This is a genomic window from Variovorax sp. LjRoot175 (assembly GCF_964253805.1).
Taxonomy (GTDB): domain Bacteria; phylum Pseudomonadota; class Gammaproteobacteria; order Burkholderiales; family Burkholderiaceae_C; genus Variovorax.
Genome location: NZ_CAXURY020000001.1, coordinates 1,037,093 through 1,056,552, shown reverse-complemented (window position 1 = coordinate 1,056,552; position 19,460 = coordinate 1,037,093). Strand labels below are relative to the sequence as shown.

Genomic DNA, 19,460 nt, shown 5'->3' with positions numbered 1-19,460 from the left:
GAGAGGTCAATCGAAGGCGATCACGGTGACCTGCGCATCGGGCTCGCCGCCGAAGCGCAGGGCGATGGCCTCGATCTCGGCCAGCTGGTCCATCGCCTGCGAACAGGCGAAGCCGTACTTGGCGCGCACCCGCTCGGAAGCGATGACCAGCGCCTCGCGCACGCGGGCCACGAAATCGCCGAGCGCGTAGCGCTGGCCGGGGATCAGGTAGTCCTGCACCACGAGCGAAGGCGAATAGCAGCGCGTCTCGCTCTGGTCGGGCCAGCGCACGTTGAAATGCATGACGGGCATGGTGTTTCTCCCTTCAACGGCGTCGGTAGAGCGCGACATGGCGCTCGGCGCTCGTGGCCCAACTGAAACGGCGGGCAAGACGTTCCGAGGACCGGGCAATCCGATCGGGTGATGCACTGTCCAATGCGGCCGCGATCGCGCGGGCGATGGATTCCGGGTCGAGGGGATCGGCCCAGCTGCAGTCCTCCGCGTCCAGATACTCGGTGAAGGGCGCGATGCGCGAGACCACGACCGGCACGCCGCTGGCCAGCGCCTCGAGCACGACCAGGCCGAAGCCTTCGCGCACCGAGGGCATCGCCACCGCGTCGGCCAGCCGGTAGAGGCCGGGCATCTCGGCATCGGCCAGCGGGCCGGTGATCAGGAGCGGCTGAAGAGGGCCGGTCGGCAGCTCGGCGGCCCGCACCAGCGCGGCGAAGTCGTGCGCGTACTTCGCGTGGTCCAGCAGGCTCGCGCCGCCGGCCACCACGAGCTGGAGATCGGGCCGCGTGGCGCGCAGCCGGATGAAGGCCTGCAGCAGGCGCAGCGTGTTCTTGCGTTTCTCGACGCCGCCCACGGCGAGCAGCACCGGCGCATCCGTGCGAATGCCGAGCCTGCGCGCCAGCGCTGCATCGCCCGCTTCGGGCACGGGCGTGAAGCGCCGGGTGTCGATGCCGTTCCATACCTCCGATGCGTCGATGCCGTGCTGCTTCGCCAGCACCTCGTGCCACTGGCGGCTCAGGCAGAACACCTGGCTGGCTTCGGTGACCGAGCGCTGCTGCCAGCGCATCAGCTGCGCGTCAGCGAAATCGTCGAGATGGTGGACGGTGCGCACGAAGCCGTCGATCAGTCCGCGTTCGCGCAGGGTGGCCAGCGCGTTGCCGCCGATGCCGTCGTGGCAGTGCAGCACGTCGAAGCGGGTGTGCTGCAGCAAGGCCGAGAGGTGCGAGACATAGGCCTCGATGCGCTGGCCGACCATCTCCACCATGTTGCGCGACGCGCCGGCGACCGGCACCAGTTCGGTGGCGCAACGCACGGGCCGGAAGAAGTTCTGGCCCGGTGCGGCCGGCGCCATCACCGTGACCTGGTGGCCGGCATCGTGCAGGGCATGGGCGAGCTCGATCGTGTGCACCACGCCGCCGCGCGGGTTGACCGAATGCGTGAGCAGGCCGATCTTCAGCGGCGCCTGCGTGCGGCCTTCGTCACGCATGGAGCACCTGCGCATCGGCAGCCTCGCAGATGAAGGCGTCGCGGTTCAGGTCCCAGAACAGTTCGCGCTCGGCGCCCTGCTTGAGCACCAGCGTGCGCGTGTCGTTGACGTCGCCCACCACGGCACAGGCGAGGTCGCGCGCGGCAAAGCGGGCCAGCACGCCGGCAAGCTTCTCGGGGCGCACGCTGAGGATGAAGCCGTAGCTGGGGAAGGAGCTCAGCCAGCGCAGCAGGGGCACGCCGGCGGGACGCGGCATAGCGTCCAGGTCGATCACTGCGCCGGCCTGCGAGCATTCGAGCAGCATCAGCGCCGTGCCCACGGCACCGGCCATGCTGATGTCCTTGGCGGCATCGCAAAGGCCCGCTTCCGCCAGCTGCGGCAGCAGCTCCAGATCGCCGCGCAGCCGCGCGGCCGGGGCGCGGGTCGATGCGTTCCAGTAGGGGAAGGGCTCCTCGTAGGCGCCGCGCAGATCGACGGCCATCACGAGCTGGTCGCCGGGGCGCGCGGAGAAGCTGGTCAGCAGCTTCCGCGCGCGGCCCAGGATCGCCACCGCCAATTGCGGGCGCGTGCTGCGATTGTTGCTGTGGCCGCCGACGATCGGCACCGCGTATTTCGCCGAGGCCTCGGCCATGCCCTTGAGCATCTGGTCCGCCGGGTCCATGCCGGCGCTCCAGAGCGCATCGACGACAGCCGTCGGCCGGCCGCCCATCGCGTAGATGTCGCTCACGTTGACCATCACCGCGCAGTAGCCCGCGAACCAGGGCATGCGTTCGATGAAGTCCTCGACCAGGCCTTCGATGGCGAAGAGCAGATAGCCGCCCTGGCCGTCGGGAATGGCCGCGCAGTCGTCGCCCAGCGGCACCACCTGCGACAGGTCGGCAGCGCCGCCCGGCAGCGCCTGGCCGAGCGCCGACACGATATCGGAGATATCGCGCTTGTGCGCGAAGCCGCGGCTCGCGCGCAGCTCGGCAACGATCTCGGCCAGGCTTGTCATGCGGTGCCCTTGCGACGCGACACGAAACCGCTCACGGCATCGTGGCAAGGCGGATAGAAGTCCAGCTCCGCCTGCATCTCGGTGTGCGGCCGTCCGTGGATGGCCAGTTCGCCGAGCGAGCGCCAGTGCAGCTTGTGGAAGAGCGCCACGTTCTGCGACTGCACATGCGCAAGAAAAGTCTCGCAGCCCTGCGCATGCGCGCGCGACACGGCCAGCCGGATCAGCGTCGCGCCCAGGTGCCCCTGGCTGCGGAACGAGGGATGCACCGCCAGCCGCGAGCCCCACCAGAGGCCCGGCGCCGCTTCGTGGATGCGCACCGTGCCCACCACCTGGTCGGGCATGCCGCCGAGGCAGGACATGGCCACCAGCAGCTGGGCCTGCGCATCGATCGCATCGCGGTCGTCGCCGGCGAAGATGCCTTGCTCGATGCAGAAGACGGCGCGGCGCAAGGCATGCGCCTCGTCGCGCTCCCAGGCCTGCGCGGCCTCGCGCACGAGGAACTCGACCGGCGCGTACTGCAAGGCCGGTTCGACGACGTCATCGAGGATGCAGGGCATGTTCAGCTTTCGTAGACCGACAGCGACGAGCAGGCGCCGCACTTGCCGCAGCCGGCCTTGATGTCGCTGGACCGGAGATTGGCTTCGCCCAAGCTGCGGCCGAGCGGTTGCAGGATCGATTTCATGAACTCCGGCGAGGGCGCAGGATGGTCTTCCAGCGGCGTCCCGCTGATCGGCACGAAGGGCACCACGAAGGGATAGACGCCGAGCACCAGCAGGCGGTCGCAGATCTCCAGGATCGCTTCGCGCGTGTCGCCCAGCCCGGCCAGGATGTAGGTGCTGACCTGCCCCCGGCCGAACACGCCGACCGCCGCCTCGAAGGCGCTCATGTAGCGCGCGACCGGCACGCTGGCCTTGCCAGGCATCACGCGCTCGCGCACTTCGGGCGTCACCACTTCGAGGTGCATGCCCAGCGAGTCGATGCCCGCGGCCTTCATGCGATGGAACCACTGGTCGTCGTCGGGCGGCTCGCACTGGCCCTGGATCGGAATGTCCACCGCCGCCTTGATCGCGAAGGCGCTCTCGCAGAGGATCTGCGCGCCGCGGTCGGTGGCGTTCGGCGTTCCGGTGGTCAGCACCATGTGCTTGACGCCATCGAGCAGCACCGCGGCGCGCGCGACCTCGGCCAGCTGTTCGGGCGTCTTGCGCGCGATGGTCCGTCCCGCCGCGAGCGACTGGCCGATCGCACAGAACTTGCAGCTCTTCTTCCGGCTCTCGTAGCGGATGCAGGTCTGCAGCACGGTGGTGGCCAGCACGTCCGAGCCGTGCAGCGTCGCGATGTGCGAGTACGGCACGCCGTCGAAGGTCTGCATGGCATAGAAGCGCGGCTGCTTCGGAAAGCTGATGCGCGCGATCGGGATGCTACCGCGCGTGAGGGTGCTGCGGCCTTCCGCATCCGGCGCCTGCGCCGTGAACGGCGAGTTCCACGCGCTCGAGGTGTGGACCGGCACCATGATCGTGTGGCCGTCGACTGTGATGGCCTTGTGGTCCGACGGCCCCGCGCCGCCGCGGCGGCTGGCCGCGCCGGCGCCCGGATCAGCCAGCCGCAAGCCGAAGGACTGCAGCTCGGTCATCAGTTGCCGGCTCGATGGGGTTTCGCTCGTGGTCATGGCGGGTGCTCCCGGTGTCGTTGGATGAAGTGCCCGATGCGGGCGTGCCGTGCATGGGCTGCGTGGTCGTGGCGGGGCGGTCGTTCAGCGCCAGGCTAAGGAGCTCGGGCCGCGCGTAGTGGCCGACCGAATCCATCATTCGCTTGCGCTTGGCAATCAAGGCCATGTCGAGGTCGGCGATCACCATGCCCTCGCCCTCGGTGAGCGGCGGCGCCAGGTGCTTGCCTTCGGGCGAGACAATGGCCGTGTGGCAGCCGCCGCGCAGCGCCTTCTGCAGGCCTTCGTCGGGCGTGACGGCGCGGATCTGTTCGTCGGCCAACCAGCCCGTGGCATTGACCACGAAGCAGCCCGACTCCAGGGCGTGATGGCGGATCGTGACCTCCATCTGCTCCGCGAAGATCGGCCCGACCAGCGAGCCGGGGAACTGCGCGCAGTGGATCTCTTCGTGCTGCGCCATCAGGCTGTAGCGCGCCAGCGGGTTGTAGTGCTCCCAGCAGGCCAGCGCGCCGACGCGGCCGACCCGCGTGTCGACCACCTTGAGCCCGGCGCCGTCGCCCTGGCCCCAGATCATGCGTTCGTGGTACGTCGGCGTGATCTTGCGGCGCTTGAGCGCAAGGCGGCCGTCGGCGTCGAAGACGAGCTGCGTGTTGTAGAGGCTGCCGTGGTCGCGCTCGTTCACGCCCAGCACCACGACCACGCCGCGCGCCCTGGCCCGTTCGGCCACCGCGTCCGTCACCGGGCCCGGCACCACGACCGCCCGCTCCATCAGCCGCAGATGGGCCGGGCCCTGCTGTACCGGCGGCTGCACGAAGGAGAAGTACGGGTAGTAGGGCACGAAGGTCTCGGGGAAGACCGCGAGCTGCGCGCCTTTGGCCGCGGCTTCGTCGATGGCCTCGCAGACCTTGTTGACTGTGCCGTCGGGGTTCTCGAAATCGGGCGCGATCTGAATCGCAGCGGCCCGGACGATGCGTGGTGTCGACATGGCAGCGCCCCGGTTCACAGCGTCCAGGTGTCCAAAATAAAGGCGTTGGCCTTGCGATGCAGCAGGATGATGTCGAGCACGTCGAGCGGATTGATCGGCGTGATGCCCGGGATCAGCGCGCCTTCGCCATGGCCGTACAGCGCCTGCAGCGCGAAGCGGCAGGCGTAGACCTTGCCGCCCTCTTCCATGAACTTGGTGATCTGCTTGTTGAAGTTCTGGTGGCCCGGAAAAGCTTCGTCGCCGAGCGTCGGAAAGCCGCGCTGCACGCCCAGCGTGACGCCGGGGCCGTACAGCAGGATGGAAGTCTCGAAGCCCTTGCGCTTGAGGCGCGTGGCCTGCAGCAGGTTGACGAAGCCGATCGAGCCTTCGAAGGCGACCGTGTGGAAGGTGACGAGCGCTTTCTCGCCCGCTTCTGCCTTCACGTCTTCGAAGACTTTTTCTTCGTAGTCGACGAGGTGTTCGCCGGCGGCGTTCGCGGGTTTGAGGACTTTGGGCATGAGGTACTCCGGTAGAGGAAAAGACGTTGATCGGTGGGTTGCGCGCCCTTCGATTTCGCACGCTCTGTGCCACTGGCCGGCGGCCTGTTTGCGATCAAGTCGCGATCAACGAGAAGCGGTGCGGCCTGGGGCCCGGCAAAAAAATTCCTAGGCCCGCCAAAGGGCCGCCGAACGAGTTTCAGGTGGCCGCTTTTGCACTCGATTGAGGCACCCGCCATGCAATCAATGCACCCGATCAATGGACCTGCATGCACGCGATCAATGCATCCGGGCCAGAGAAGCCCGGCACGCTTCATGCGTCGAATGTGCTGCGCCCATGCAATCAACCCATGCGATCAACCACCCCATGAGCAAGACCACCCAGCAATGGCAAAAGCGCCTGGAGAGCAGCAACAAGCCGGCCTACCTGCTGCTGGCCGACCTGATCGCCGACGACATCCGCACCGGCCGCCTGATCGCGCGCGACAAGCTGCCCACGCTGCGCGACCTGGCGGCCGATCTGCATCTCAACTACACGACCGTTGCACGCGGCTATGCAGAGGCGCGCAAGCGCGGGCTGATCGATTCGCGCTCGGGCACCGGCACCTTCATCCGCGGCGGCAGCCCGAGCCTTCCACTGCGCGGCGGTGGCGGCGCCGAAATGACGATGAACCTGCCGCCCGAGCCGCAGGATGCGGCGCTGTTGGAACGAATGAGCGAGAGCGCCGGCCGCGTCATGGCCGAAGCCGGCATGTACGAACTGCTGCGCTATCAGGACTTCGGCGGCACGGCGCGCGACCGCGAAGCCGGCATGCAGTGGATCCGGCCCCGCGTTCCCGATTGCCGGCTGGACCAGATCCTCGTGTGCCCCGGCATCCACAGCGTGCTCACCGCGCTGTTCTCGCAGCTCGCGCGACCGGGCGAGCTGATCTGCGTGGAAGCGCTGACCTACCCCGGCGTGAAGGCGATCGCGACCCAGCTCGGCATCCAGCTGCATGCCCTGCCGCTCGACGAGGAGGGGCCGATGGGCGAGTCCTTCGAGCATGCCTGCAAGACGCTGCGACCGAAGGCGCTGTACTGCAACCCCACGCTCAACAACCCGACCACGGCCACCATGTCGCGCGCACGCCGCGAGGCGCTGGCCGACATCGCGCTGCGCTACGCCATTCCGATCATCGAGGACGACGCCTACGCGATGCTGCCGCGGCAGGTGCCGCCCGCCATCGCCACCCTGGCGCCGGAACTGACCTACTACATCACCGGCTTCTCGAAGACCCTGGGCGCGGGCCTGCGCAGCGCCTACGTGCGCTCCCCCGGCGCGCGGCAGTCGCAGCGGCTGGCCGGCGCGATGCGCGCGACCACCGTGATGTCATCGCCCATCACGAACGCGCTGACCACGCTGTGGGTGGAAGACGGCACGGCCGACGCCATGCTGCAGGCCATCCGCGCCGAGTCCACCGTCCGGCAGGCCCTGGCCAGCCGGCACCTGGGCGCGCACGGCATCGCCGCGCAGAGCGAGGGCTTCCATCTGTGGCTGCCGCTTTCCTCCGCCTGGAGCCCGGTCGAGTTCGCTTCCTACCTGCGCACGCAGAACGTCGGCGTGGTCGCCAGCGCAGCCTTCTCCACCGACGGCACCCCGCCGGAGGCGGTGCGCATCTGCCTCGGCGGGCCGATGTCGCGGGAGGCGTGCGACCACGCGCTGCGCCTGATCGCCGACACGCTGGCCCATCCGCTGCATCCGCACGCCACGGTGATGTAGCGCCCTGTAGGCCAACGCCCACGTGCGCGCATTGCCTTCTCCGGCAGGGCGGGAGGGGAGCGACGGCTAACCTGCTTGCACATTCAGTTCCTCCTCCCGGCGCTACGGCGCCGTTGCACAGCGCCCAACGGGGCGCTGTTTTTTTGCTGGCTGCTCAGTGCGTCTGGCGGCGCAGCGCCTGCACGTCGGCATGCAGCGAAAGCGCCCAGGCGCGGCGATCGCGGCCCCAGGCAGGCTGGGGCTCGCCGAAGCGCACGATCGCCAGCAGCGGCGGCGCCTTCAGCACCTGCCACAGCGAGCTGGCCAGGTTGTCGTCGTCGATGTAGCGCGGCGCCTGGCTGGTTTCGCCGGTGGCGGCATCGGCAAAACGCAGCGCGATGGGCTGCACCGGCGCGCCCGAGGAGATGGCGGCCTGCAGCAGGTTAGCGTGGAAGGGCAGCACGCTGCTGCCGTCGCTGGTAGTGCCCTCGGGGAACACCGCGATCAGGTCGCCGTTCTTCAGCGCCTCGGTCATGTGGTGCACCACGCGCAGCGCATCGCGGCGGCGTTCGCGCTCGATATACAGAGAGCCGGCACCGTTCGACAGCGTGCCGATCAGCGGCCAGTACTGCACGTTCGCCTTGGAGACGAAACGCACGTGGCGCGCCGCGTGGATGGCGAGGATGTCGAGCCACGAGAGGTGGTTGCTCACCATCAGCACCGGCCCGTGGGTCGGCGGCGTGCCCTGCACCACGAGGCGGATGCCCATCAGGGTCAGCATGCGCTCGGCCCACTGCTGCACGCGCTGCTCGCGCTCCGCGGGCGAGAGCTTGTGGAATTGGCTGCGGATGGTCCACCAGCCGACATGCGCGTGAGCCAGGGCGCGCACCAGCTTCAAGAAGGCGGACAGGGCCTGCATCGCGCGGTGTTCCCCCGGTCAGCCGTGGACCAGCCGTCCGCCCACCAGCGTGAAGCGCGCCTGCCCGCGCAGCGCGTAGCCGCCGAAGGGCGTGTGCTTGCCCTGGCTGCGCAGCGCCTCGGGCCGTACCTGCCATTCGAGCGCGGGATCGACGACGCAGAGGTCGGCGGCCAGGCCCGGCGACAGCCGGCCCGCTTCCTCGACGCCGATCAGCTTTGCCGGCGCCGCGCTCACGACCTCGATCGCGCGCGCCAGTCCGGCGCCGCTCTGCTCGCCCCATTGCAAGGCCAGCGGCAGCAGCAGTTCGAGCCCCGTCGCGCCCGGCTCGCTTTCGGCGAAAGGCAAGGTCTTGGCATCGGCCTCCACCGGCGTGTGATCGGACACCAGCGCGTCGATGGTGCCGTCGGCCAGCCCGGCGGAAAGTGCATCGCGGTCGCGCTGCTGGCGCAGCGGCGGGTTGAGCCGCGCGCGGCTGTCGAAGTAGCCGATGTCGGTGTCGGCCAGGTGCAGCGAGTTGATGCTGACGTCGCAGCTGAGCGGCAGGCCTTCGGCCTTGGCGGCGCGCACCAGGGCCACGCCGGCCGCGCTCGACAGGCGGCACAGGTGCACGCGCGCGCCGGTGCTGCGCATGAGTTCGACGATAGTGAAGATCGCGATCGTTTCGGCCGCGACCGGCACGCCGGCCAAGCCGAGCCGCGTGGCGAGCGGGCCGCTGGCGGCCACGCCCTTGCCCAGGTCGCGGTCCTGCGGGCGCAGCCACACGGTGTAGCCGAAGGTGCTGGCGTAGAGCAACGCGCGCTGCAGCACCTGCGTGTTGCCCAGCGGGATGTCGGCCTGGCCGAAGCCGATGCAACCGGCCTCGGTGAGCTCGGCCATTTCGGTGAGCACTTCACCGGCGAGGCCGCGCGTGAGCGCGCCGAGCGGGAACAGGCGCGCGCTCTGCATCTTCTCGGCGCGGAACTTGAGCATCTCGACCAGGCCGGGCTCGTCGAGCACGGGGTCGGTGTCGGGCGGGCAGACCAGGCTGGTGACGCCGCCGGCCACCGCCGCGGCCATCTCGCTTTCGAGCATGCCTTCGTGCTCGTAGCCGGGTTCGCGCAGCCGCGCGGCCAGGTCGACCAGGCCGGGCACGACGAGGCAGCCCTGGGCATCGAGCGTGCGGTCGGCGCGGAAGTCGGCGGGTGTGCTGCCGATGGCGAGCACCTTGCCGTCGGCGATGGCCACGTCGGCCTGGCGGTCGATGCCCGACGCAGGATCGATGACGCGCCCATTGGTGATCAGGATTTTCATGCTTCGTTTCCGGCGACGATGCTCATCACGGCCATGCGCACCGCGATGCCGAATGTGACCTGCGGCAGGATCACGCTCTGCCGGCCGTCGACCACGGCCGAGTCGATCTCGACGCCGCGGTTGATCGGCCCCGGATGCATCACGATCGCATCGGGCTTGGCGAGCTGCAGCTTCTCGGGCGTGAGGCCGTAGGTCTTGAAGAATTCCTGCGACGAAGGCAGCAGCGCGCCGCTCATGCGCTCGTTCTGCAGCCGCAGCATGATGATCACGTCGCAGTCCTTGATGCCTTCCTCGAGCGTGTGGCACACGCGCACGCCCATCTGCGCCATGTCGCCCGGCACCAGCGTCTTGGGGCCGACCACGCGCACCTCGGCGCAGCCCAGCGTGGTGAGGCCGTGGATGTCGGAGCGCGCCACCCGCGAGTGCAGCACGTCACCGACGATCGCCACCGTGAGGTTGGAAAAGTCCTTCTTGTAGTGGCGGATCGTGTACATGTCGAGCAGCCCCTGCGTCGGGTGCGCGTGGCGGCCGTCGCCGGCATTCACCACGTGCACGTGCGGGGCGACATGTTGCGCGATCAGGTAGGGCGCACCCGATTCGCTGTGGCGCACCACGAACAGGTCGGCCGCCATCGCGCTCAGGTTGGCGATGGTGTCGAGCAGCGATTCGCCCTTGGTCGCCGACGAGCGCGCGATGTCGAGGTTGATGACGTCGGCCGACAGCCGCTTGGCCGCGATCTCGAAGGTAGTGCGGGTGCGGGTCGAGTTCTCGAAGAAGAGGTTGAACACGCTCTTGCCGCGCAGTAGCGGCACCTTCTTCACCTCGCGGTCGCTCACGCTGGTGAAGTTGGCGGCGGTGTCGAGGATGTGGGTGACGATGTCCTTCGGCAGACCCTCGATCGAGAGCAGGTGGATCAGCTCACCGTTCTTGTTGAGTTGGGGGTTGCGTTTATAGAGCATCAGGCTTTTTCCACTTTGAAGCTGAATACGCCTTTGTCGTCATGCGCGAGGGCGAGCGATTGCTCGGCGGGTAGCTCGAGCTTGGCCGCGGCGAAGTCGGCCGCCACCGGCAGCTCGCGCCCGCCGCGGTCGACCAGCACCGCCAGCCGCACGCAGGCTGGCCGGCCGAAGTCGAACAGCTCGTTGAGCACCGCGCGCAGGGTGCGGCCGGTGTAGAGCACGTCGTCGAGCAGCAGCACGTCGGCTCCATTGACGTCGAAGGGCAGATGGGTCTGCGCGCTCGCGGCCAGGCCCCGGCGCGCGAAGTCGTCGCGGTGCATGGCCGAGGAGATGGTGCCGGGCGCGCCCGGCAGCCCCAAGTCCTTCTGCAGCCGCTCGACCAGCCAGGCACCGCCGGAGGTGATGCCGACCGGGCGGGTGTCGGGCCGCATCAGGGATTTCACGCCGCGCAGCAGCTCGAGGTAGAGCGCTTCGGCGTCGGGAATGGAGTTCACGGAAGGCTCCTCAGGAACTGTTCAAGAATGATGCAGGCCGACGCGGCATCGGCATCGCGCGCACCCGAGGCCAGCGCCTCGGTTGTGCTGTAGCGCTCGTCGACCTCGTAGACGGGCAGCCCGAAGCGGCCTCTCAGCTGGCGGGCGAAGCGCTGGGCGGCCCGGGTGTTGTCGTGCGGCGCGCCGTCGGGGTGGTAGGGAACGCCGACTACCAGAGCGTCGGGCTGCCACTCGCGGATGCGGGCTTCGACCTGGGCAAAGCGTGCGTCGCCCTCGGCCTTGATGGTGGCTTGCGGCGTGGCGCTCTTCAACAGCCGGCTGCCGCTCGCAACACCGGTGCGCTTCTGCCCGAAGTCGAAGGCCAGGAAGCTTTGGAAATGGGAGGGAACGGAAGCAGGAGGGGCAGCGCTGTCAGGCATCGCCAAAACCCTCACGCATGCCCCGCGTCGGGCGACAGCGTCCAGGCCTCGAGGCCCAGCAGCGACAGGGCCCGGTCGTAGCGCTGCTCGATCGGCGTGTCGAAGATCACCGCCGGGTCGGCAACCACCGTGAGCCAGCTGTTCTCGGCCAGTTCGGATTCGAGCTGGCCCTCGCCCCAGGCCGCGTAGCCGAGCGAGACCAGCACCTTGCGCGGGCCGGCGCCGGTGGCCAGGGCCTCCAGCACGTCCTTGGAAGTGGTCATCTCCAGCCCGCCGGGAATGGTCATGGTCGAGGCGTAGACGGATTCGTTGGGCCTCTCGGCATCGGAGAACACCGGCTCATGCAGCACGAAGCCGCGCTCGGTCTGCACCGGGCCGCCCTGGAACACGGGCGCGCTGCCGAGCTCGGGGCGCGAGAGGTGGAGCTCGATCTTCTCGAACAGCACCTTGAGATTGATGTCGCTGGGCTTGTTGATCACCAGGCCGAGCGCGCCGCGCTCGCTGTGTTCGCAGAGGTAGACCACGCTGCGGCTGAAGGCCTTGTCTTCCAGCCCCGGCATCGCAATCAGGAAGTGATGCGTGAGGTTCATCGGGGCAGAATCGGAGGCCATGCCGCCGATTTTACTGGCCGTCGACAAAAGCTATCCCAAGGGCCTGATGTGGTTCCGCCGCGACCTCCGGGTGGACGACAACGCGGCGCTCTACCACGCGCTGCGCAATTGCCGGCAAGTGGTCTGCGTGTTTGTCTTCGACCGCGCGATCCTCGATGCGCTGCCGCGCGTGGACCGGCGCGTGGAATTCATCCGCGAATCGCTGGTCGAGCTCGATGCCGAGCTGCGCGCGCTGGGCGGCGGGCTGATCGTGCGCCACGCGGTGGCCGAGGACGAAATCGCGCCGCTGGCGCGCGCGCTGGATGTGCAGGCCGTGTTCGCGAACCGCGACGACGAGCCCGACGCCCTCGCGCGCGACGCCAAGGTTTTCGGCGCGCTCGCCAATGCCGGCATCGCCTTCCACACCCACAAGGACCAGGCCGTCTTCGAACGCGACGAGCTGCTGACCCAGACCGGCCAGCCTTACACGGTATTCACGCCCTACAGGCGCGCCTGGCTGGCCAAGGTCGATGCCTTCTATCTGAAGCCCTACCCCGTGCGCGGCTACGCCGATGCGCTCGCGCCCGCGCCGGAGAAATTCAGCGCGCCGGTGCCGACACTGGCGGAGATCGGCTTCGAGCCCAGCAATCTGGCCGAGCTCGACATCCCGACCGGCAGCCAGGGCGCCGCCGCACTGGTGGGCGACTTCTTCCAGCGCATCGACCGCTACGACACGGCGCGCGACTACCCCGCGGTGCGCGGCCCCAGCTACCTGGGCGTCCACCTGCGCTTCGGCACGGTCTCGATCCGGCAGCTCGCGGGCATGGCGCACCAGCTCTCGCAGCAGGGCGGCGCGGGCGCCGCGACCTGGCTCGGCGAGCTGATCTGGCGCGACTTCTATTTTCAGATCCTGGCCCACCATCCGCATGTGGCCGAGGGCGGCGAGTCGCGCAGCTTCAGGCCGGAGTACGACAAGATCCAGTGGCATCACGGCAAGCACGCCGACCTGCTGTTCGACGCCTGGTGCCAGGGCCAGACCGGCTACCCGCTGGTCGACGCCGCGATGGCGCAAATCAACCAGAGCGGCTACATGCACAACCGGGTGCGCATGGTGGCGGCCAGCTTTCTGTGCAAGGACCTCGGGCTGGACTGGCGGCGCGGCGAGCGCTACTTCGCGCTGCACCTCAACGACTTCGAGCTGTCGTCGAACAACGGCGGCTGGCAGTGGGCGAGCTCCAGCGGCTGCGATGCGCAGCCCTACTTCCGGATCTTCAATCCCGTGGCGCAAAGCGAGCGCTTCGACCCCGAAGGCAAGTTCATCCGCCGCTACCTGCCGCAGCTCGCGAAGCTGCCCAACGCGGCGATCCACGCGCCATGGACCGCCAAGCCGCTGGAGCTGGAAGCGGCCGGGGTGAAGCTGGGCGAGAACTATCCGAAGCCGATCGTCGACCACGCCGAAGCGCGGGAGCGGACGCTGCAGCGCTATGGGGTGGTGCGCCAGGCGCTCGACAAGAGAAAGGGCAGCGCCTGAGGGCCCTGCCCATCCGGCTCAAGCCGCCATCGCCACCGGCACCTCGGCGCTGGTGTAGCTGCGCACCAGCCGCAGCAGCTCTTCTTCGGAGTAGGGCTTGCCGAGGTAGTGGTTGACGCCCAGCGCACGCGCGTGATCGCGGTGCTTCTCGGCGATGCGCGAGGTGATCATGATGATCGGCAGGCCGGCCAGCGACTCGTCGGCGCGGATGTTGCGCGCGAGGTCGAAGCCGTCCATGCGCGGCATCTCGATGTCGGACAGCACCACGGCCGGCCGTTCCTGCTGCAGGCGTTCGAGCGCCTGCAGGCCGTCGGCCGCCAGCGACACGCGGTAGCCTTCGCGCTGCAGCAAGCGCTGCGTGACGCGCCGCACCGTGATCGAGTCGTCGACCACCAGCACCAGCGGAATCTGCGGCGCCGGCTGGGGCAGCGCGGGTTCTGCGCTGCGCACGCCCTGCGACGACGACGCCGCCGCTGCGCCCTTGGCCTGAAGCTGGCGCGCTTTCTCGCCATGCACCGCGGCCAGCGCGACGGGGTTGTAGATCATCGCCACCGCACCGGAAGCCAGCACCGAGATGCCAGCCATGCCCGGCAGCCGCGAGAGCTGCGGCCCGAGGTTCTTGACCACGACTTCCTGGTTGCCCAGCACTTCGTCCACGTGCAGCGCCACGCGCTGCTGCGCGCTGCGCACCATGACGATGGTGTTGGTCTTGCCGATTGCGCGGTCGCTGCGCGCCGAGGACTGCAGCAATGCGCCGGCCCAGAAGAAAGGCACCTGCTCGCCGGCGAAGGCATAGCGCTGGTTGAGGTATGCGGTTTCGAGTTCGGAGCCGCTGGCGCGCTGAACCAGTTCCACCAGGTTGGACGGCACGCCGATCGAGGTGGCGCCGGTGCGCAGCATGACCACGTGGGTCACGGCGGTGGTCAGCGGCAGCACGAGCTTGAAGCTGGTGCCCTCGCCCGCCTTGCTCTGGGTTTCGATGCGGCCGCCGAGCGCCGCGATCTGCGCGCGCACCACGTCCATGCCGATACCACGGCCGGCCAGCTCCGACACCTGCTCGGCTGTCGAGAAGCCGGGCTGGAAGATCAGTTCGGCGGCCTCGTCTTCGCTGAGCTTCTGGCCTTGGGCGATCAGACCCAGGGACTGCGCGCGCTCGACGATGCGCTTGTGGTTGAGGCCCGCGCCGTCGTCGCGGAAGCTCACCGAGACGTCGTTGCCCTCGTGGTGCAGTTCGATGACGATCAGGCCGCTGGCATCCTTGCCGGCCTTCTCGCGCGCCGCCACGTCCTCGATGCCGTGCGCGACGCAGTTGCGCAGCAGATGCTCGAAGGCGGGCGTCATGCGGTCCAGCACGCCCCGGTCCATCTCGATCGAGCCGCCGACGATGTCCAGGCGCACCTGCTTGCCGGTGTCCTTGGAGGCCTGCCGCACCACGCGATAGAGACGCTCGGAAATGCCTTCGAACTCCACCATGCGCGTGCGCAGCAGCCCGCGCTGGAGTTCGCGCGTCTGGCGCGCCTGCGCGCTGAGGTCGTCTTCAGTCGCCTGCACGGTCTTCTGGAGCGTGCGCTGGACGGTCGCCACGTCGTTGACCGACTCGGCCATCATGCGCGTGAGTTCCTGCACGCGCGTGAAGCGGTCGAACTCGAGCGGGTCGAAGCCCTGCTGCGAGTCCTTGGCCTGCGCCAGGCGCGATTGCATCTGGCTTTCGGCCTGGACCTCGATGTCGCGCAGCTGCTGGCGCAGGCGGTCCAGGTTGCCGGTGAGGTCGCCCAGCGAGCTGCGCAACTGGCCCAGTTCGGCCTCGAGCCGCGAGCGCGTGATGATGACCTCGCCGGCCTGTGCCACCAGGCGGTCGAGCAGGTGGGTGCGAATGCGCACTGCCTGGCTCGAGATGTTGCGCAGCGGCGTGAGCGCGGACGGCGAGGGCAGCGCCACCGCGCGGCGCGCTGTATCGGCCTCGGCGACGGGTGCCGGCTCGGGCGTGCCTGCCTTCGGCTCGGCCGTGCCGGCTCGCGCTTCTGCTGCGGCCGATACGGCGGGCGCTGCCGGAGCGGCAGCGACCACCCGCTGCACCAGCTCGGTCTGGATGGCGTCGTCGGCGGCACGCAGCCCGTCGAAGGTGGCCTGCAGCGTGTCGAAGCGGGTCAGCAAGTGCTCGATCGCCTGGCGGTCCGCACCCTCGGCGCTGATCGCCTCGATCTCGGATTCCATGCGGTGGGCACGTTCGCCCAGTCGCATGGCGCCGGCCAGCCGGGCACTGCCCTTGAGCGTGTGCAAGGTGCGCAGCGTGGAGGCGCGGGGCGCCGGATCGTCGGGATGCTGCGACCACTCGCGCAATGCCGTGCCGAGCTGAGGCAGCAGTTCGGCCGCCTCTTCCTCGAAGATCGGGAACAGGTCGACGTCGATCACGTCGGTGACGTCGATCGCGTCCTCGGAATCGTCGAGCGCCACATCGGCCACGGCGAAGCGCAACGAGGCTGCGGACCCGATCGCCGCTTCGCCCATGTCGAGCGGCATCGGCGAGGCGGCGACATCGCGCAGCGCGCGCATGGTTTCTTGGGCGGGCTCGTGCAGGAAGCCGGCGGCGAACTGGTGCAGCAGGCGCCGCAACTCTTCGGCCGCCGTCACCAGCACGGCGCCCTGCGCCGGCGTGCCGCGGCCCTGCATGTGCAGATGCTGCAGCGCCGCCTCGATCGAGCGCGCCATGTCCGACAGGCCCTGGAAGCCCACGGTCGCGGAACTGCCGGCGAGCGAATGGGCGAGCCCGATGGTCGAGTCCGACACGCGTTCGTGCGATTCGAGCGCCCACTCGCCGACCTCGATGGCCAGCTGGCGCGACCATTCGTCGGCTTCGTTGAGATAGACGTTGTAGAGCGCGATGCCGATGCGAAGCGGGCCGATCACCTTGACCTGGTCGTCGGCGCTCGGTGCGGCCGGACGCTCGGGCTCGGCTTCGGGCTCTGCGCTTGCCGCAACCGCCTCGGGTTCTGCTTGCAGCGCTTGCGGCAGTTCTTCCAGCGCCTCCTCGGCGAGCGCCGGGGCTTCGGGCTCCGGCATGGCTTCAGGCTCGACGTGCAGCGCCTGTGCCGGCTCCGGCGTCGGCTCGGGTTCCGCCACGGGGGCCGGGATCGAGGCAGGAGCCTCGAAGACGGGCTCGGCCGGCAGCGCCAGCGCCGGCTCGATCGAGACGTGCACGGTTTCGAGGAAGTCGATTTCTTCGAGCTCGGCCGGCGGCACGGGCTCTTCCAGCGCAGGGGCCGGCTTGACTTCGAAATCGAGGAAATCGGTCGAGGCGAAGTCGTCGGCGGAGGCGGTGGCGGAAGGAGGCATCGGCTCCGGTGCGGCCTCGCTCGGCGCCTCGAAAGCCATCGGCGCCATGTCGAGTTCGAGCTCGGGCAGTTCCGGCAGGGGCAGCGGTTCGGGCTGCGCGTCGGGCGCAGCCTTGGCCTCGGCCATCGTTTCTTCGGCCGCGATGTGGCGCGCCGCTGCCACCAGGGCTTCGGCATCGGCCACGCGCGCCGGCGGCGCGATCGGCTCACCCGTGCGCAAGGCTTCCGCCACGCTGCGGAAGGGTGCGGATTGCCAGCCGTGCGGCTCGTTGGCAGCGATGGCTTCGACCCACTTGGCGAAGTCCGTCAGTGCGCGCTTGGTGCCGGCAAGCAATTCGGGCGTAGCCGGACGCTGGTCGGCCAGCCAGGTGTTGAGCACCTGCTCGAAGGACCAGGCAGCCTCGCCGAAATCCATCAGCCCGACCATGCGCGAGCTGCCCTTGAGGGTGTGGAAGGCGCGCCGCAGCACGGTCAGCTCGCCGTTGTCGTCCGGCTGCGCGCCGAGCGCCGACACGGCAGCCAGGCCGTTGTGCAACACCTCGCGGGCCTCGTCGAGGAAGATGTTCTGGAGATCGTCTTCCTCGAGCTCCGTCACTTCGGTGTCGGGCAGGGCCTCCAGCGGTGCGGGGCCGGTGATCTTGGCGGTCCAGCTCGCGGTGGCCTTGCTGAATTCCTCGATCGGCGAAGGCGCCTTGCGGGTCGGGCCGGCCAGCGCGGCGAGCTTGGCCGCGATCTGCGCATCGACTTCCTCGACGCTCAGCACGGTGTCAGTGACCGAGACCGGTCCCGATGCGGAGGCAAAGGAAACCGGCGCCGTCGCTTCGGGCTCGGCGGTGTCGTTGGCCTGGCGGCCCATCAGCGGCTTGAGCTCGCCGGCTTCGCTGTCGAACACGAACAGGCGCTTGGCCAGCGCCGGCTGGTAGCCGAGCATGTCGATCAGGAAGCCCAGCGCGCCGAGGTTGTTGCCGAGCGCATCGAAATCGCTGGCTTCGGTGGCGGCGGCTTCCTCGGCCAGCAGTTGGTCGACGTTCTCGCGCATGCGCTGCACGGTCTGCGCGGCCTGGTCGAGGCCGAGCACCGAGAACACGCCGCGCATCTGCAGCAGCTGGGTCGGTACCGTACGCAGCACGCTCTTGTCGGCCGGGCGGCGGAAGAACTGGTCGAGCGACTTCTCGAGTTCGCTCAGGTGGGCGCGCAGTTCGCCGACCACCGTGCCCATGGTCTGGCGGTCGCTCACGCGGCGATAGAGCTCCTCCATCCACGGCTCGAGCGGTTCCGAACGGCCGCCTTCGCGCACGCGTTCGATGCGGCCGGCCAGTTGCACCGTGCGGGCCGTCAATTGCCGGTCGTGCGGATCGAGATCTTCGAAGGCGGCTTCGAGATAGAGGACCGAGGTCGCGACTTCCATCGCCAGCTCGGTGGCCGGCGGCTTGCCCGAACGCAGCGAGGCGTCGACCGCATTGTTCAGGGCCTGCACCATCGGCAGGCTCGGCGGATGCAGCTTCTGCAGCGATTCGCCGAGCTGGGCGAAGGTGTCGGCCACCTGCCGCGTGCGCGAAACGTCGCCGCCCGAGAGCGCCGACCACATTTCCTTGGCGGCCTCGATGCGCTTGCGTGCCTGCGCGAGTACCAGCGGGTCGAAGCGGCCGAATTGTTCGATCGCGTAGTCGACCTTCTGCTCGTTGGCCACGCCCCAGGCGACGCGCACCGCGCGCAGCGTGGCGGCTTCGTCGCGCGGGCCGGGCACGGCTTGCGCGCAGAAGAACAGCAGGTCCTGGCCGAGGCGGTCCGACACCGTGTTGTCGCCGCGCGCCAGGGTGGCGTACTGCAGCAGCACGCGCGAGGCCGCGCGCTTCACATGGGCATCGGTCGGAATCAGCGACAGCGCCAGGGCTTCGAAGAAGCCGGCCGCGAGGGTCCAGAAACTGGCGACGCGCGGCACCGAGGCGCCGCGCCCCAGGCCCAGGCACAAGGCCTGAAGGCGCCGCGCGGCATGGTCGTCGCCGCTCTTGACGATCTTGAGCACTTCGCGGTCGAGCTTGGAGCGGACCGCCGGGTCGTACACCAGCGCGGTCTGCGTCGGCGCCGGCTTGATCTCGACCCAGCGCCAGCTCATGCTCCACAGGTCGGCCGGGTGGACGCGTTCGTTGCCGACCAGTTCCAGCACGTCGCGGTACTGGGGGAACAGCGCGACCGAGGACACGGTCTTGCCCGCCAGCAGCGCATTGAGGAAATCGGTGGCGGCGAAGCCCGCGCGGTCGATCTTGTGGACGGCGGCTTCGGTGCAGCGCGCCGGCTCCGTGATGAAGCTCTGGACCGCGAACTCCATCGCGCCCAGCACCAGCGCCGGCGCCGTATGGCCCACCATCTGCAGCGCACCGACGGCTTGGTGCAGCTGCTGCCGCGCCAAGCGCAGCGGCGTGGTGTCGGTCTCCGGGGCGCTGCCGGCCTCGCGGGCAAAGCGCCGCAGCGTCTTGCTGACGTTGTCGAGCGACTTCTGGATTTCTCCGAGCACCCAGGCCAGCGGCCCGAGATCTTCGGTGGCTGGCGCGTTGCCAGCTACTGGGGCGGTGGCAGGGCTTTGAATCGACAC

Annotated in this window: 16 protein-coding genes; 2 read left to right on the top strand and 14 right to left on the bottom strand. The window is 69.2% G+C overall.

Annotated features, from left to right (window positions below):
- Positions 1-6 precede the first annotated feature (6 nt).
- From ACSQ89_RS05300 to ACSQ89_RS05270, 7 genes are read right to left on the bottom strand one after another with little or no spacing between them, the layout of a single operon-like run.
- Positions 7-291 (bottom strand): MSMEG_0570 family nitrogen starvation response protein, encoded by a 285-nt coding sequence (locus ACSQ89_RS05300; RefSeq protein WP_436293747.1) that lies wholly within the window; start codon positions 289-291, stop codon positions 7-9.
- Between the two features lie 13 nt (positions 292-304).
- Positions 305-1,477 carry an MSMEG_0565 family glycosyltransferase gene (locus ACSQ89_RS05295; RefSeq protein WP_436293748.1) on the bottom strand — a complete coding sequence of 391 codons (1,173 nt, stop codon included), beginning with the start codon at positions 1,475-1,477 and terminating at the stop codon, positions 305-307.
- Positions 1,470-2,471: a sll0787 family AIR synthase-like protein gene (locus ACSQ89_RS05290; RefSeq protein ID WP_436293749.1), complete on the bottom strand. Its 1,002-nt coding sequence runs from the start codon at positions 2,469-2,471 to the stop codon at positions 1,470-1,472. Before ACSQ89_RS05290 ends, ACSQ89_RS05295 begins: the two co-directional genes overlap by 8 nt.
- The gene (locus tag ACSQ89_RS05285) at positions 2,468-3,028 is read right to left on the bottom strand and encodes an MSMEG_0567/Sll0786 family nitrogen starvation N-acetyltransferase (RefSeq protein WP_093109569.1); all 561 of its coding nucleotides are present in this window, start codon (positions 3,026-3,028) and stop codon (positions 2,468-2,470) included. The genes ACSQ89_RS05290 and ACSQ89_RS05285 overlap by 4 nt, the downstream gene beginning before the upstream one ends.
- A gap of 2 nt (positions 3,029-3,030) precedes the next feature.
- Complete coding sequence (locus ACSQ89_RS05280; RefSeq protein WP_436293827.1) at positions 3,031-4,101, bottom strand: MSMEG_0568 family radical SAM protein; 1,071 nt, start codon at positions 4,099-4,101, stop codon at positions 3,031-3,033.
- Positions 4,064-5,119 (bottom strand): Nit6803 family nitrilase, encoded by a 1,056-nt coding sequence (locus ACSQ89_RS05275; protein WP_436293750.1) that lies wholly within the window; start codon positions 5,117-5,119, stop codon positions 4,064-4,066. Before ACSQ89_RS05275 ends, ACSQ89_RS05280 begins: the two co-directional genes overlap by 38 nt.
- Positions 5,120-5,133: 14 nt before the next feature.
- A complete protein-coding gene (locus ACSQ89_RS05270) occupies positions 5,134-5,616 on the bottom strand; it encodes an MSMEG_0572/Sll0783 family nitrogen starvation response protein (RefSeq protein WP_436293751.1) in 483 nt (160 codons plus the stop codon).
- A 346-nt stretch (positions 5,617-5,962) separates the two neighbouring features.
- Here ACSQ89_RS05270 and ACSQ89_RS05265 point away from each other — a divergent pair, with 346 nt between their 5' ends.
- Positions 5,963-7,354: a PLP-dependent aminotransferase family protein gene (locus ACSQ89_RS05265; protein ID WP_093109565.1), complete on the top strand. Its 1,392-nt coding sequence runs from the start codon at positions 5,963-5,965 to the stop codon at positions 7,352-7,354.
- Between the two features lie 154 nt (positions 7,355-7,508).
- Here the strand turns inward: ACSQ89_RS05265 and ACSQ89_RS05260 are convergent, their stop codons facing one another.
- Genes ACSQ89_RS05260 through ACSQ89_RS05235 form a run of 6 tightly spaced genes read right to left on the bottom strand, consistent with a single transcriptional unit; the run spans position 7,509 to position 12,025 of the window.
- Positions 7,509-8,252 carry a lysophospholipid acyltransferase family protein gene (locus ACSQ89_RS05260; RefSeq protein ID WP_093109564.1) on the bottom strand — a complete coding sequence of 248 codons (744 nt, stop codon included), beginning with the start codon at positions 8,250-8,252 and terminating at the stop codon, positions 7,509-7,511.
- An 18-nt stretch (positions 8,253-8,270) separates the two neighbouring features.
- A complete protein-coding gene (locus ACSQ89_RS05255; RefSeq protein ID WP_436293752.1) occupies positions 8,271-9,542 on the bottom strand; it encodes a dihydroorotase in 1,272 nt (423 codons plus the stop codon).
- Complete coding sequence (locus tag ACSQ89_RS05250) at positions 9,539-10,501, bottom strand: aspartate carbamoyltransferase catalytic subunit (protein ID WP_093109562.1); 963 nt, start codon at positions 10,499-10,501, stop codon at positions 9,539-9,541. Before ACSQ89_RS05250 ends, ACSQ89_RS05255 begins: the two co-directional genes overlap by 4 nt.
- Positions 10,501-10,995, bottom strand: coding sequence for a bifunctional pyr operon transcriptional regulator/uracil phosphoribosyltransferase PyrR (gene pyrR / locus ACSQ89_RS05245; RefSeq protein ID WP_093109561.1), 495 nt, complete (start codon positions 10,993-10,995; stop codon positions 10,501-10,503). Before pyrR ends, ACSQ89_RS05250 begins: the two co-directional genes overlap by 1 nt.
- Positions 10,992-11,414, bottom strand: a complete 423-nt coding sequence (gene ruvX, locus ACSQ89_RS05240) for a Holliday junction resolvase RuvX (RefSeq protein ID WP_436296135.1) — start codon at positions 11,412-11,414, stop codon at positions 10,992-10,994. The genes pyrR and ruvX overlap by 4 nt, the downstream gene beginning before the upstream one ends.
- Positions 11,415-11,425: 11 nt before the next feature.
- Complete coding sequence (locus tag ACSQ89_RS05235) at positions 11,426-12,025, bottom strand: YqgE/AlgH family protein (RefSeq protein ID WP_093109560.1); 600 nt, start codon at positions 12,023-12,025, stop codon at positions 11,426-11,428.
- On the opposite strand from ACSQ89_RS05235, the gene ACSQ89_RS05230 reads away from it, so the two are divergent.
- The gene (locus ACSQ89_RS05230) at positions 12,024-13,535 is read left to right on the top strand and encodes a cryptochrome/photolyase family protein (protein ID WP_436293754.1); all 1,512 of its coding nucleotides are present in this window, start codon (positions 12,024-12,026) and stop codon (positions 13,533-13,535) included. The genes ACSQ89_RS05235 and ACSQ89_RS05230 overlap by 2 nt on opposite strands.
- A gap of 18 nt (positions 13,536-13,553) precedes the next feature.
- On the opposite strand, the gene ACSQ89_RS05225 is transcribed toward ACSQ89_RS05230, so the two are convergent.
- Positions 13,554-19,460 carry an Hpt domain-containing protein gene (locus ACSQ89_RS05225; protein ID WP_436293755.1) on the bottom strand — a complete coding sequence of 1,969 codons (5,907 nt, stop codon included), beginning with the start codon at positions 19,458-19,460 and terminating at the stop codon, positions 13,554-13,556.

Coding starts and splice junctions, on each gene's coding strand:
- ACSQ89_RS05300 (WP_436293747.1), bottom strand. CDS start 291: ATGCCCGTCATGCATTTCAACGTGCGCTGGCCCGACCAGAGCGAGACG.
- ACSQ89_RS05295 (WP_436293748.1), bottom strand. CDS start 1,477: ATGCGTGACGAAGGCCGCACGCAGGCGCCGCTGAAGATCGGCCTGCTC.
- ACSQ89_RS05290 (WP_436293749.1), bottom strand. CDS start 2,471: ATGACAAGCCTGGCCGAGATCGTTGCCGAGCTGCGCGCGAGCCGCGGC.
- ACSQ89_RS05285 (WP_093109569.1), bottom strand. CDS start 3,028: ATGCCCTGCATCCTCGATGACGTCGTCGAACCGGCCTTGCAGTACGCG.
- ACSQ89_RS05280 (WP_436293827.1), bottom strand. CDS start 4,101: ATGACCGAGCTGCAGTCCTTCGGCTTGCGGCTGGCTGATCCGGGCGCC.
- ACSQ89_RS05275 (WP_436293750.1), bottom strand. CDS start 5,119: ATGTCGACACCACGCATCGTCCGGGCCGCTGCGATTCAGATCGCGCCC.
- ACSQ89_RS05270 (WP_436293751.1), bottom strand. CDS start 5,616: ATGCCCAAAGTCCTCAAACCCGCGAACGCCGCCGGCGAACACCTCGTC.
- ACSQ89_RS05265 (WP_093109565.1), top strand. CDS start 5,963: ATGAGCAAGACCACCCAGCAATGGCAAAAGCGCCTGGAGAGCAGCAAC.
- ACSQ89_RS05260 (WP_093109564.1), bottom strand. CDS start 8,252: ATGCAGGCCCTGTCCGCCTTCTTGAAGCTGGTGCGCGCCCTGGCTCAC.
- ACSQ89_RS05255 (WP_436293752.1), bottom strand. CDS start 9,542: ATGAAAATCCTGATCACCAATGGGCGCGTCATCGATCCTGCGTCGGGC.
- ACSQ89_RS05250 (WP_093109562.1), bottom strand. CDS start 10,501: ATGCTCTATAAACGCAACCCCCAACTCAACAAGAACGGTGAGCTGATC.
- ruvX (WP_436296135.1), bottom strand. CDS start 11,414: ATGCCTGACAGCGCTGCCCCTCCTGCTTCCGTTCCCTCCCATTTCCAA.
- ACSQ89_RS05230 (WP_436293754.1), top strand. CDS start 12,024: ATGCCGCCGATTTTACTGGCCGTCGACAAAAGCTATCCCAAGGGCCTG.
- ACSQ89_RS05235 (WP_093109560.1), bottom strand. CDS start 12,025: ATGGCCTCCGATTCTGCCCCGATGAACCTCACGCATCACTTCCTGATT.